The sequence below is a fragment of the Ruegeria sp. genome (assembly GCF_028066395.1).
GTDB lineage: Bacteria > Pseudomonadota > Alphaproteobacteria > Rhodobacterales > Rhodobacteraceae > Ruegeria.
In genome coordinates this window covers 25,434-38,186 of sequence record NZ_JALCBM010000003.1, presented here as the reverse complement: position 1 = coordinate 38,186, position 12,753 = coordinate 25,434, and the positions used below count along the sequence as shown (strand labels likewise).

General features: G+C 59.4%; 13 protein-coding genes. 4 read left to right on the top strand and 9 right to left on the bottom strand.

What is annotated here, in order from left to right; translation table 11 throughout:
* Positions 1-13: 13 nt before the first annotated feature.
* The 4 genes from MPJ51_RS01635 to MPJ51_RS01620 all read right to left on the bottom strand — a co-directional run bounded on the left by MPJ51_RS01635 (position 14) and on the right by MPJ51_RS01620 (position 4,262).
* Entirely contained in the window at positions 14-337 is a 324-nt protein-coding gene (locus MPJ51_RS01635) for a hypothetical protein (protein WP_298381242.1), read from the bottom strand.
* Positions 338-614: 277 nt separating this feature from the next.
* Positions 615-1,013, bottom strand: a complete 399-nt coding sequence (locus tag MPJ51_RS01630; protein WP_298381241.1) for a DUF2147 domain-containing protein — start codon at positions 1,011-1,013, stop codon at positions 615-617.
* A gap of 40 nt (positions 1,014-1,053) precedes the next feature.
* Positions 1,054-2,859 (bottom strand): ABC transporter ATP-binding protein/permease, encoded by a 1,806-nt coding sequence (locus tag MPJ51_RS01625; RefSeq protein WP_298381240.1) that lies wholly within the window; start codon positions 2,857-2,859, stop codon positions 1,054-1,056.
* Positions 2,860-2,939: 80 nt separating this feature from the next.
* A complete protein-coding gene (locus tag MPJ51_RS01620) occupies positions 2,940-4,262 on the bottom strand; it encodes a LysM peptidoglycan-binding domain-containing protein (RefSeq protein ID WP_298381239.1) in 1,323 nt (440 codons plus the stop codon).
* A gap of 126 nt (positions 4,263-4,388) precedes the next feature.
* On the opposite strand from MPJ51_RS01620, the gene MPJ51_RS01615 reads away from it, so the two are divergent.
* Positions 4,389-4,940, top strand: coding sequence for a TIGR00730 family Rossman fold protein (locus MPJ51_RS01615; protein WP_298381238.1), 552 nt, complete (start codon positions 4,389-4,391; stop codon positions 4,938-4,940).
* A 31-nt stretch (positions 4,941-4,971) separates the two neighbouring features.
* On the opposite strand, the gene MPJ51_RS01610 is transcribed toward MPJ51_RS01615, so the two are convergent.
* Positions 4,972-5,424 carry a host attachment family protein gene (locus MPJ51_RS01610; RefSeq protein WP_298381237.1) on the bottom strand — a complete coding sequence of 151 codons (453 nt, stop codon included), beginning with the start codon at positions 5,422-5,424 and terminating at the stop codon, positions 4,972-4,974.
* A gap of 298 nt (positions 5,425-5,722) precedes the next feature.
* Between MPJ51_RS01610 and MPJ51_RS01605 the strand changes: the two genes are divergently transcribed.
* Complete coding sequence (locus MPJ51_RS01605) at positions 5,723-6,370, top strand: HAD-IA family hydrolase (RefSeq protein WP_298381236.1); 648 nt, start codon at positions 5,723-5,725, stop codon at positions 6,368-6,370.
* A gap of 155 nt (positions 6,371-6,525) precedes the next feature.
* On the opposite strand, the gene MPJ51_RS01600 is transcribed toward MPJ51_RS01605, so the two are convergent.
* Positions 6,526-7,125 (bottom strand): superoxide dismutase, encoded by a 600-nt coding sequence (locus tag MPJ51_RS01600; RefSeq protein ID WP_298381235.1) that lies wholly within the window; start codon positions 7,123-7,125, stop codon positions 6,526-6,528.
* 99 nt (positions 7,126-7,224) lie between these two features.
* Here MPJ51_RS01600 and MPJ51_RS01595 point away from each other — a divergent pair, with 99 nt between their 5' ends.
* Together MPJ51_RS01595 and MPJ51_RS01590 are read left to right on the top strand one after the other, a co-directional pair.
* The gene (locus MPJ51_RS01595; protein WP_298381234.1) at positions 7,225-7,983 is read left to right on the top strand and encodes an FkbM family methyltransferase; all 759 of its coding nucleotides are present in this window, start codon (positions 7,225-7,227) and stop codon (positions 7,981-7,983) included.
* Positions 7,984-8,088: 105 nt separating this feature from the next.
* Positions 8,089-8,487, top strand: a complete 399-nt coding sequence (locus MPJ51_RS01590) for a hypothetical protein (protein WP_298381233.1) — start codon at positions 8,089-8,091, stop codon at positions 8,485-8,487.
* An 87-nt stretch (positions 8,488-8,574) separates the two neighbouring features.
* Here the strand turns inward: MPJ51_RS01590 and MPJ51_RS01585 are convergent, their stop codons facing one another.
* From MPJ51_RS01585 to MPJ51_RS01575, 3 genes are all read right to left on the bottom strand, one after another.
* Positions 8,575-8,994, bottom strand: a complete 420-nt coding sequence (locus MPJ51_RS01585) for a hypothetical protein (protein ID WP_298381232.1) — start codon at positions 8,992-8,994, stop codon at positions 8,575-8,577.
* A gap of 135 nt (positions 8,995-9,129) precedes the next feature.
* Positions 9,130-9,696 (bottom strand): sarcosine oxidase subunit gamma family protein, encoded by a 567-nt coding sequence (locus MPJ51_RS01580; RefSeq protein WP_298381231.1) that lies wholly within the window; start codon positions 9,694-9,696, stop codon positions 9,130-9,132.
* Positions 9,689-12,703, bottom strand: a complete 3,015-nt coding sequence (locus MPJ51_RS01575) for a sarcosine oxidase subunit alpha family protein (RefSeq protein WP_298381230.1) — start codon at positions 12,701-12,703, stop codon at positions 9,689-9,691. Before MPJ51_RS01575 ends, MPJ51_RS01580 begins: the two co-directional genes overlap by 8 nt.
* Positions 12,704-12,753 lie beyond the last annotated feature (50 nt).

Below are 12,753 nucleotides of genomic sequence, written 5' to 3'. Positions count from 1 at the left end.
TCCGGTCCGGGGATCAGTCCGAAAAGGCGTATTCGCCCAAATCACAAAGATTGACGTTGTAATCTTCGGCGACCGAGCCATCACCAAACTGCCCACGGATGTCGTAGATGCAGGTGGTCAGCCCGTCGGCGACCAGAACGTCGACCTCATACCCCGCGGCCAGCACACCGCCGCGCAGCAGGTTGCCTTGCCACCGGGCTGACGAGGCCGGAGAGACGTTGAACTCGATCAGGTTGGCGGTGCTTTCATTGACCAGCAGAAATGTCAGATCATCGGCCTGCGCTGCGGATGCGCACAGCAGGGCACCAAGGATCGGTGCCGCAAAAAACTTCTTCATAAGGTTTCTTTCTCTTTGTGGTGCTCAACTCACGCGGGTTGCGTGCTGTGACTTGGTGTTATGCAATCCGCGCATCCGGTCAATTAGAATTTACGTTACGTCACCGGGTGCCAATTCACAGATGGTTGAAGGCCGATCTGCGCGGCAAAACCTGCCCAATCCAAATAGCCAACAGGCGCGGGCGATTTCATGCAGCCCAGCACCACCGTGCCCGCCTGAAATGCCTGTTAACATCGCGGAACCAGTGTCGAAATGTCGCTGCGTGGCCCCGCGCGGATCAGGGCTTGAGCCGCGTCCATGTCTGATGCCCGCAGACGACATGTTCGCAGCCCCGCACCGACAGCGTGTTCCCCGACAGGTTCATCTGCGGCGTGACATCGACATCAATCACCGGCACCCAGAACTCACCACCGCCATATTTACCCCCACCCTCGCTGGCGACATCCCAGAACAGTTTCTTGCCGATATTGGGCGTCTGCACTTCCTTGCCCGCCGCGTCATAGGCGGAAAGCACCTGCCCGCAGAACTTGTCCCCGCAGGCCGTGATCTGGATGTGAGAGGTCAGGTTCTTGCGGTCGGGTTCGGTCTTCCAGATGCCGACGATGGGATCAGCCGCCACCCCGACCGGGGCAATCAGTACAGCCAGACCAAATGCAATTCGCAGAAATCCACGCATCAGAAACCCTCCGACAACCAATGCCCCAGCATAGCACGGATCACGCGGCCTGAGTATCTGCCTGTTGGCGGCTCCATAGCTGGGCATAGCGCCCTTCGCGCTGCAGTAGATCGTCATGGGTGCCCTGCTCGATGATCTCGCCGCTTTCCAGCACCACGATCTGATCAGCCTCGGCAATGGTAGAGAGGCGATGCGCGATGGTGATCACCGTGCGCCCCTCACCCGCGCGGGCCAGCGCATCCTTGATGTCCTGTTCGGTATCGGTATCGAGGGCCGAGGTCGCCTCGTCCAGCAACAGGATCGGCGGGTTCTTCAGCAGGGTGCGCGCAATGCCGACCCGCTGTTTCTCACCCCCTGACAGTTTCAGGCCCCGTTCGCCTACCTTGGTGTCATAGCCTTCGGGCAGCGAGACGATGAAGTCATGAATCTGCGCAGCCTTTGCGGCGGCTTCCACATCGGTCTGGGTCGAACCCTCGCGACCATAGGCGATGTTGTAACGGATCGTGTCGTTGAACAGCACTGTGTCCTGCGGCACCACGCCGATGGCGGCGTGCAGGCTGGTCTGGGTCACGTCGCGTACATCCTGCCCGTCGATCTTCAGCGCACCACCGGTCACGTCATAGAACCGGAACAGCAGCCGCCCGATGGTGGATTTGCCCGATCCGGTGGCCCCCACGATGGCCACGGTCTGCCCCGCCGGAACGGTCAGGGACACACCCTTGAGGATTTCGCGACCCGCCTCATAGCCGAAATGCACGCCCTCCAGCGTGACCTCTCCGCCCGTCACGTTCAGGTCGGGTGCTTTGAGTTTGTCAGAGACCTCGGCGGGTTGTTCCAGCAGATCGAACATCTGCCCCATATCGACCAGCGACTGGCGGATTTCGCGGTAGACCGTGCCCAGAAAGTTCAGCGGCACGGTGATCTGAATCATATAGGCGTTGACCATGACGAAATCGCCCACGGTCAGCGACCCGTTCTGCACGCCCAGCGCCGCCAGAACCATGACGCCGATCAGCCCGCAGGTGATCAGGAAGGATTGCCCAAAATTCAGGAAGGCCAGCGAATAGGCAGTTTTCAACGCCGCGCCCGCATAGGCCTTCATCGACACGTCATAGCGCTCAGCTTCGCGCTGTTCCGCGTTGAAATACTTGACGGTTTCGAAGTTCAGCAGGCTGTCGATGGCGCGTTGGTTGGCCTCGGTATCCTGATCATTCATCTCGCGCCGCAGCTTCACGCGCCATTCGGTCACCGCAAAGGTGAACCAGATATACAGAGCGATGGTGACGGCGACGACGACCAGATACCAGACATCGAACAGCCACATCAGGATGATCGCCACCAGCAGCAGTTCAAGGATCAGCGGGCCGATGGAGAACAGCAGAAAACGCAGCAGGAATTCGACGCCTTTCACCCCGCGCTCGATGATGCGGGACAGGCCGCCGGTGCGGCGGGTCACATGATAGCGCATCGAAAGCTGGTGAATATGCTGAAACGTCTCCAGCGCCAGTGCCCGCAGCGCGCGTTGGCCCACCGGCGCAAAGAACGCATCCCTCAGCTGCTGAAAGCCCACCGTCATCATCCGGGCCACACCATAGGCCACCGTCAGCCCCACCGCGCCCAGCGCCACCGGCGGCACGCCTTCGCCCGCCAGCGCGTCCACCGCGCCTTTGTACAGGATCGGCGTATAGACCGCGATCAGCTTGGCCAGCACCAGCATCACCATCGCCAGCACCACGCGGCGCTTCACCCATGGCTGATCCTCGGGCCACATATAGGGCGCCACCTTGCGGATCGTCCGCCAGCCCGAGCGGCGCTCGTCCGGCAGGGATGTGTCGTCAGAAGACATCGGCGATGGTCACCTCTTCACGTACCTGAACTGCGGTCAGAGATTGGCCCCGGCCCCGAACCGGGACCGGGTGCATGCGTTTATTCGGGGATCGTGAAGATCTGCCCGGGATAGATCAGATCCGGGTCGCGGATCGCATCCCGGTTGGCATCGAACAGCCTGACATACAGAATGCCGTCGCCGAACCGTTCCCGCGAAATGGCCCAGAGCGTATCGCCCTTCTGCACCGTGACCGACCGGATCGGCGGTGTTTCTTCGGTCTCGTCATCCGCCCCTGCCACTTGCAGAACCTCGACCGGTTCGCGTTTGAACGGCGTCTCAAGGCGGCTGACGACGGTCCCGTCCGTATCGACCTCATCCACGCGCAGGGTGTAGACGCCCGGGTCAATGCCATCCAGCTCACCCCGCCATGTGCCGTCCCCGGCGGGCAGGTCCGCGACCAGTTGGTTGTCAAGATAGAGCCGCACCGCTGATCCTTCGGCTGCGCGCCCGGTCAGTTGCACCTCGCCCTCAGCAGAGTACCCGATCGTGTCCAGCGCCACCTGTTCGGGCGTCGAGGGCGCTGCGGGAGGTTGAACCAGCTCAACACCATCTTCGCCCGACCGCAGAATGGCGACCTGCTGGTCCGGTTCGACGTCCGAGACGTCTTCAGCAGGCGTTGGCGTGGTATCCGTTGGGGCCTGTTCGGTGGCGTCTGCGGGTGCGACGCTTGCGACCTCGGGCTCGGCGGGCTCATCTTCGGTTGGCCCTGTCTCCTCAGTCGCAGGCACATCAGAAACCGGCACTTCGGGTTCGGCCTCCGCGCTTTCGGGGGCTTCCGCCACCTCGATCGGAGTATCTTCCGGTTCAGGTGCGGGCAAGGCCGCGATCAGATAGTCGTCCGAGCGGATCGGCTGATCGCCCTGCATCACCATCGCCAGCCCCCGGGCCGCGTCCGCAAAAGGCAGCGTCAGGAACACGGCAAATTCGCCGGTATCATCGACGGTGAACTCATGCACCGGCACGCCGTCCAGCAACACAGCGATATCAGCCCCCGGATGGGCGGTGCCGGACAACAAGGTGTTGCCGTCGCGCTCGACAAAGATCTGATCCAGAACCGGAGCCTCAGGGGCGGGTTGGACCTCGGCGGTCTGCTCCTCAGCCGTGTCTTCGGTCGGGGCCTCCGCAGGGATGTCCACCGCTTCGGTCTGTTCGGTGTCCTGTGGGGCGTCTTCCGCCACCTCGACGGTCTCGGTCACCACCTCTTCGGGCGGGGTCAGTTCGGTGGTCGGGGCCTCGGCCACCTCTTCAGCTTCGAAAAAGCCGCCAAGGTACAGCGCGCCTGCAGCGACCAATGCGACGATACCGGCAATCACCCCCCAGATGAATCTGCCGAAGCTTCCGCTTCCAGACTTCGCGTCCATTCTTTCCCTTTCACTCCGCAGCGCAAATGCTTTGACTTCCACACATTCTGCGTGACGGTTGAGCCAACCTATCAATCCCGCTATCAGGGGTCAAAACCTGTAATACAAGCCCGGAGTCACCCTTCCATGTCCCAGAAATCCGTCTGTGTGTATTGCGGGTCACGTAACGGGGCGAACCCGGCCTATGCGCAGGCGGCCCGGCACTTCGGCACGATGCTGGCCGCAGAGGGCTGGCGGCTGGTCTATGGCGCTGGCGATGTGGGCCTGATGGGCGAAGTCGCGCGTGCCGCCCAATCCGCAGGTGGCGACACATTCGGCGTGATCCCGGTGCACCTGCTACAGCGCGAGGTCGGCAAGACCGACCTGACCAGTTTCGTGATCACGGAAACCATGCATGAGCGCAAGAAGGTCATGATCATGAACGCCGACGCGGTGATGGTGCTGCCCGGCGGCCCCGGTTCACTGGACGAGCTGTTCGAGGCGCTGACCTGGCGCCAGTTGGGCCTGCATGACAAACCCATTCTGGTGATGAATGTCGATGGTTACTGGGACGCGCTGCGCGGATTGTTGGAGCAGGTGATTGATCAGGGCTTTGCCGACGACTCACTGGCCGGTTTCATCACCTGGGTCGATAGCCCCGAGGCTGCCATGTCCACACTGCGTGACATGCTGGGGTGAAACGGGCGACCTACGCCGCTCGTTCAGAAGATCAGGCAGGTCTGGCCAGTTTGGCGCTGAGTATCCGTTCGACCTTGTGCAGGGGATGATTGGTCAGGGTCTTGTCGACCTCGGCCACAACCTTGGCCAGCACCTCGGTATGCAGGCGGCGGCGCAGCAGGCCCAAAACATGCGGGCTGGCGACCAGAACCAGCCGCTTATAGGCCCCTTTCAGCCCCTTTCGGTTCAACAGATTGGCCACGTCCTGCACGAACAGCGACTTGGCATGGGATTTCCATGTATCTTCCTCGACCGCCGATTTCTGCCTTGGCCCGCCATCATAGCGACGCCCGGCCCGGTCGCTGGGCTTTGTCTGACGGGTGTCCGGTTCTTCGACCGATACAACCACCAGATTGGGGTCCTGCGCGTCGGTGACATTCTCCATCACCAAAGCCTTTTCACCATCCGCGATGATGACCCATGTTCCCTGTTCAAGTGCTGCCATTGTGATCTCCTGTAAAGGCTGAACTGGCTTCCCTCGTTGTGTCAGACACAAACCAACCGCTGCGCGCGGACGAGTTTTCCGCACGCGGGTTCGGCAGGTCTTTTATTGGTTGGCGGCTCTCTCCTTCCGCATAGTATAGCTAGGTACTGCCGGGGGGCTCACAAGAGGTTTCAGATCGAAACTTGACGTATCGGCAGGTTTCCACCGGAACACCGGGACAGCTTGATCGCCAACCCTCTCTCCCCATCCAATTACCCGCCTATGGCCTTTGCTGTGACGCTCCCCTAGGCTCAACGGCATGGCAACACTTGACCCAAAAACAATTGTCGCATGGGATTTCGACGGCGTTTTGAACCGAAACATTGTGGATGGGCGCTTCGTTTGGGCCGACCGGTTTGAAATTGACATCGGCTTTTCCCTTGATGACTTCACAACCCAAATTTTTCGCAACGGGTTTGATGATGTGATCACTGGCAAAGTGGACCTGCGCGACCGCATCGAAGATTGGGCGCAACAGGTCGGCTACACCGGCGGAGCCGACACAGTGCTCACCTATTGGTTTGAGAATGACGCGCTTCCAGATACCGAAGTCGAAGCGGTAATGGATATACTCCACGGCCAGAACATACGGCAGATCATCGTCACCAATAATGAGGCGCGCGGCGCGAGTTACATCGAAAATGAGATGGGGTATTCGGCCCGGGTGGAACACCTGTTCGCCTCAGGTCGCATGGGTGTACGCAAACCGGACCCGGCCTTCTTTAGGCACGTCACAGATACATTGGGGGTTGAACCGGAACGGATGCTTCTGATCGACGACTGCCCTAAGAACGTCCCCGCTGCAATCGAGTGCGGATGGCGTGCGTTTCATTTTGTTGACAGCACACGAAAAGATTTGCGTGGCGTGCTGGGAATTGAACCATCCAAGCAGCTCGACCAAGATTAGGCTCGCTTCGCGACGGGGTGTTCTAAGCTCATTTTCCTAAACGCAGCCTCTTGGTGGCTGTTACAGGCAGTTTGCCCATTGGACGTCCTGTGCAGACAAAAAAGGGCCTGCCAGCATGACGCTGACAGGCCCCAGAAATACATTCCTGTGTCGGATCACATGCGCGAAGCAACGTTTTCCCAGTTCACCAGATTGTCGAGGAAGTTCGACAGATAGGCCGGGCGCTTGTTGCGGAAGTCGATGTAGTAGGAATGCTCCCACACGTCGCACCCCAGCAGCGCGGTCTGACCAAAGCACAGCGGGTTCACGCCGTTCTCGGTCTTGGTCACGGCCAGCGAGCCGTCGGCGTTCTTGACCAGCCATGCCCAGCCCGAACCGAACTGACCGGCACCAGCGGCGCTGAACTGCGATTTGAATTCGTCAACCGAACCAAAGCTTTCGGTCAGCGCCTTTTCCAGCTCACCGGGCATGGCGCCCGCGCCGGGGCCCATCATCTCCCAGAACTGGTTGTGGTTCCACAGCTGGCTGATGTTGTTGAAGATACCGTTCTGCGCCACCGCATTCGCGTCGTAGGTGCCAACGATGATCTCTTCCAGCGACTTGCCGTCCCATTCGGTGCCCGCAATCAGCTTGTTGCCGTTGTCGACATAGGCCTTGTGGTGCAGGTCGTGGTGATATTCCAGTGTTTCGGCGGACATGCCCTTGGCTGCCAGCGCGTCATGTGCATAAGGAAGATCAGGAAGTTCAAAAGCCATCTCGGCCCCCTGTTTAAATATAAGTTGCGTTCCCAAGTTTTAATGCTTTGGCATCGCCACGAGGTCAAGGGCCGAGACAAGAAAACCCGGAGGCAGGCGATGCTGACCAAAGCGCGCAAGATGTTCTACCGCGCCCGTGGATACTATGCGGGCAACCTGAACGGAGAACCTTTCCGCCTGGACCCCTACCATTCGAAATTCTGGCGCAAGGCATCCGCCGGCGCGTGGGAGCCCGAGACATTTGCGGTTCTGGACAAGCACCTGTCGCCGGAACGCGATTATCTGGATATCGGCGCGTGGATCGGGCCCACCGTCCTCTATGGTGCCCGCAAGGCACGCCATGTGTGGTGCTTTGAACCCGACCCAACCGCGTTCCGCCATCTGGCCTGGAACCTCGATCTGAACGATATTCAAAACGTGTCAGCCTTTGGCGTGGCGCTTTCGGACAGGTTCGGCACCGCCCGAATGGCCTCGGTCCGGGGTGAACGCGGCGATTCCACAAGCTCGCTTCTGCATGATGGAGACCACGGCAGCGACGCATTGACCATCGCCTGGGATCAGTTCGTGGCGGCGAATGATCTGTCAGAGGTGTCTTTGGTCAAGATGGATATCGAGGGGGCGGAATTCTTTGTGTTGCCGACGCTTTTGGAATGGCTCGAAACAGTGCGGCCTGCGCTGTATTTGTCATTGCACTCGCCGCTTCTGCCTGACGAAAAAAGGCTCGACCAGACGCGCGAGTTACTTGAAAGCCTGTCTTTTTATACAAGCTTCAAGTCTGCCTCGGGGCAACCAATAGATCTTCAAAAGCTTCTCCAGAAACCTGAATTGCTGAAATACCAAAGCCTTTTGATCAGCTGACACGGTCCCGAAAAATGTGATCACCAAAACGTGTTTTTTGACTTGCGCGGCTCACGCCACAGTTGTTGAACTGTCGGGACGGAAAACGAGTAAGGTTAGCGATAAATGAAGATTTCGATTGCAACTTTGATAGCAGGCATCATTGGCATTCAGGCAGCGGCTGCATCGACGGCCACATATGAATGCAAAATCACCAAAGAGTCAGGGCTTGGATGGGTCCCGCCTGATTACAGCTTTCAGATAAATACTGCCGGGCGCGATGCGAAAGTTCATAGCAACTATCACGACTGGACCGACGCCAAGTACAAACTGCGCAATGACGGCGAATACCGAATTCTTTGGAATGTCACATTGCGTGCGAGCGACGGTCAGAATCTGCGGATGAAGTATCAGGCCAACCTTGATACAAAACAGAACACTGTCAGAATTCGAGCCAGTTTTGCAAACACAAGCGCATCGAACAAACCCTTCGGGACTGGAAGTTGCGTCTTGAAATCAAGCTAGGATAGCCACCTGAGAAAGAGCGCTGAAATCCCGCTTTTGGGGTCTCGGCGCTTTTCTCAGAGAGAATTTAGATTTTCGAAAGAGCGCTCACTGCTCTCGGCTAACCTCGCATTTACCATGCCCTCTGGGGCGATTGTCAAAACCGGCAACTGTCGCCCTTACCTGCATTTCAGCTTTGCTTGGGCTGACTGTAGCGCTCCAAGACGCGCTGCCCTTTGCATTCCCCCGCACCGGGATTCCGGAAACGCTCCATTGCACGCGGAACTTTCCATTTTTGAGTTCGGAATAGGACACGGCAATCGGTTCTTTGTGCACATATTGGATGTACCCATCCAGCACAGAGGCGGACTTTGTTTCTTCGTCGACAATTACGATGATGCGTTCGGATATCCAACCATACTGTTTTTCGATGTTGTATGGCGTACAATCATAGATCGTCAGGTCAGCCATAGCTGTGTTGGTCAACGCGAAGAACAGTCCGGTTGCGAAGGAAAGCTTTTTAATCATGAATCAACTCCTGTTTGTATATCAACAAACAAAAAAACGCTCCACGGATCAACATGGAACGCTTTTTAAATCGTGTAAATTCGTGCGGCTGAGCGCCACACGTGATGCGTGAGAAGTTCAGTTAATCATGGCAACTCAGTAGACCCCAACCTCACTGCCCGGCTGCGCCGCGATCTTGAGCAGGTTGAACGCATAATCCGCAGCCGAACGGAAACAGACAACACGGAAAGTTTCCGCGTCATCCATCCAGAACGCGCCCGCCACCTGTGCAAGGCGCGAGCGGCGGATTTGGCCGGGTTGAAAGGCCTCGGCCGACAGATCGACCGGGGACAGTTTGCCCAACACCTCTCGCGCAGTTGCCCCCGAGATACGGAACACCGCGCGGGCGTCCGAGACGTTCACCGCCAGCGCGTGGGTGCCGCTGAGTGCGTTTGCCATCGCCGCCAGTTTGGCCTCAACCTCGGCATAAGGCACAAGCACCAGCAATTCGTCGGTGGACATCCAGCAAACGCCGGTATCGCCATCGACCAGAGCCTCACGCTGAGCGGGCATTTTCTGGCCAGTTGCGTCCTTGACGGCCTTGGCCAGCACCTTGTCGGACAGATCGCCCCGCAGGGTGATCATGCCCTGCAGGCCGCATTCCTCGACCCTGGCGATGCCGTCATAGCTGGCGTGGTTCAGTGCGCTGATGGGTTCAGACATTCTGCTTCTCCCCGTCTTTATCAAAGAAGATCGGGTCCACGATCTTTGCCTTGTAGGATTTGCCATCGGTTCCGGGGAATTCGACAATCTCGCCCATCCGGTCGGGGCCATGTTTGATCAGCCCCATGGCGATGCCCTTGCCCAGATTGGCCGAGTAATAGGTCGAGGTCACCCGCCCGATCATGTTGCGCTGACCGTTGGCATTGATCCCCTCGCCCACCGCATAGGCACCGTCGGGCAGAACCGAACCATCCACAGTCTCAAGACCCACCAGTTTCCAGCGTTCAGGATCGGCCATATGGCTGCGTTCCTGCGCGCGTTTACCAAGGTAGTCCTCTTTCTTCTTGGACAGTGCCCAGTGCAACCCAAGATCCTGCGGAATGACCGTACCGTCGGTCTCATCCCCAATCATGATAAAGCCCTTCTCGGCCCGCAGGATGTGCAGACATTCGGTACCGTAGGGCATCACGCCGAACTCTTTGCCTGCCTCCATCAGGGCATCCCAGAACGCCTGACCCTGCGACGCGGGCACAGCGATCTCGTAGGACAATTCACCCGAGAACGAGATACGATAGGCGCGGCAGTCAAAGTCACCTATCTTGCCGTCGCGCCATTCCATGAAGGGCAGCGCTTCGCGGCTGACATCCATGCCACCCAGCTTTTCGAGAACCTTGCGGGCGTTGGGGCCGACCACGGCGACCTGCGCGTATTGCTCGGTCACGTTGGCGACGTAGACTTTCCAGTCCCACCATTCGGTTTGCAGCCACTCTTCCATGTGGCCATGGATACGCTCGGCCCCGCCGGTGGTGGTGTGGCACAGCCATGTGTCCTCGTCGATCCGCGCAACAACACCGTCGTCGATCAGGAAGCCATTCTCGGAACACATCAGGCCATAGCGGCATTTGCGAACCTTCAGCGTGGACATCATGTTGGTGTACATCATGTCGAGGAATTTGCCCGCATCCGGGCCCTTGACGATCAGCTTGCCCAGCGTCGAGGCATCCAGCAGGCCGAGGTTTTCGCGGGTGTTCTTCACCTCGCGATTGACCGCATCATGCACCGATTCGCCGGGGCGCACATAGGCGTATGTCCGACGCCAGTGGCCGACCGGCTCCCAATCGGCGCCGTTCTTGTCGTGCCAGTTGTGCATGGGTGTCTGGCGGATCGGCTGGAAGGTATCCCCGCGCGCTTCGCCGCCAATCGCACCCATCGAGATGGGGGTATAGGGCGGACGGAACGTGGTGGTGCCGACCTTGGGGATTTCAGCGTCCAATGCATCAGCAAGGATCGCCAAGCCATTGATGTTGCTCAGTTTACCCTGATCAGTCGCCATACCCAGCGTGGTGTAGCGCTTGGTATGTTCAACGCTTTCATAGCCTTCGCGCGCGGCCAGTTGAACGTCGGATACTTTGACGTCGTTCTGGAAATCCAGCCAGGATTTCATGCGCAGCTGGATATCAGCGTTGGCGGGCATCAGCCAGACAGGTTCCATTGCGGCCTCGGTCGTGGCCTCGCCTGTCGGAGCCTTGATGTTCTTCGGCTTGAACCCGGCAGCCTTGGCTGCGGCCTTGCCTGCGGCATGCGCATCGCTCAGCACCTCGCCCAGCGCCAGCGGCCCGTTCGAGGACCCGGCAGCCAGAACAAAGCCTTCGCCATCGGCCCCCAGAGGCGGGCGCGACGGGTCGGGGCGAAAATGGGCCTGTGCCTCATCCCAGATCAGCTTGCCACCGCAATGGGACCACATATGCACAACCGGAGACCAGCCGCCTGACATGGCGACCGCATCGGCCTCAACCTCTTCGCGGGCGCCGCCGATGCCGTCCTGGTTGCAGATCGCAACCTTCTTGACGCGCTTGCCGCCCTTGACCTTGGCAATAGCCTTGCCGGGATCGACGCGGATGCCCAGCTGACGTGCCTCTTCGGCCAGCGGCCCGGCGGCAGCTCGTGCGTCTACAACGCGCAGCACATCCACTCCGGCCTGTTTCAGGGTGATCGCGGTGCGATAGGCGTCGTCATTATTGGTGGCGACGATGACGCGCTGGCCCGGGGTCACGCCCCAGTTGACCACATAGTCGCGCATGGCTGAGGCCAGCATCACGCCCGGCACATCATTGCCCGCGAAGGACAGCGGACGTTCGATGGCACCGGTGGCGGTGACGACCTGTTTCGCGCGAATGCGCCACAGGCGGTGGCGTGGGCCTTGAGTGCCCGGTTTGTGGTCAGTCAGACGCTCGTATCCCAGCACATAACCGTGGTCATAGACACCCGCGCCCATGCAACGGGTGCGTAGGGTGACGTTATCCATTGTTTCGAGTTCAGAAACCAATTGTTCCACGAACTTATCCACAGGCTCATCGTTAATGGTGCCGCCATCGACCGGAGCGCGTCCCCCCCAATGGGCGGTCTGTTCGATCAGCATGACCTTGGCACCGGATGCCGCTGCGGCCTTGGCCGCCTGCAGCCCCGCAACACCGCCGCCGATCACCAGAACATCGGCGAACGCGTAGAAATGTTCATAGGTGTCGGCATCCTTGGTTTCCTTATCCGGGGCTTTGCCCAGACCGGCGGACTGACGGATGAACGGCTCGTAGACGTGTTTCCAGAACGGTTTCGGATGGATGAACGTCTTGTAATAGAACCCAGCAGGCAGGAACCGCGCCAGCGCCGTGTTCACAGCACCGATGTCGAACTCCAGATTCGGCCAGTGGTTCTGCGAGATTGCGGTCAGGCCGTTGAACAACTCGGTCGTGGTGGCGCGCTGGTTCGGCTCGAACCGGCTGCCCTGCCCCAGACCGACCAGGGCGTTCGGTTCCTCGGCACCGCTGGCGACCACGCCGCGTGGGCGGTGATACTTGAACGACCGACCCATCATCATCTGGTCATTGGCCAGCAGGGCCGAAGCAAGCGTGTCGCCCTCGTACCCCTGCATCGAGGTGCCGTTGAAGGTAAAGGTAACCTGTTTCGACCGGTCGATCAGACGGCCTTGTTTTGCGAGGCGGGTGCTCATGGTGCGGACCTTTCGCGGGTGGAGGCGTCTGGGCCTCCGGCGGGAGTATT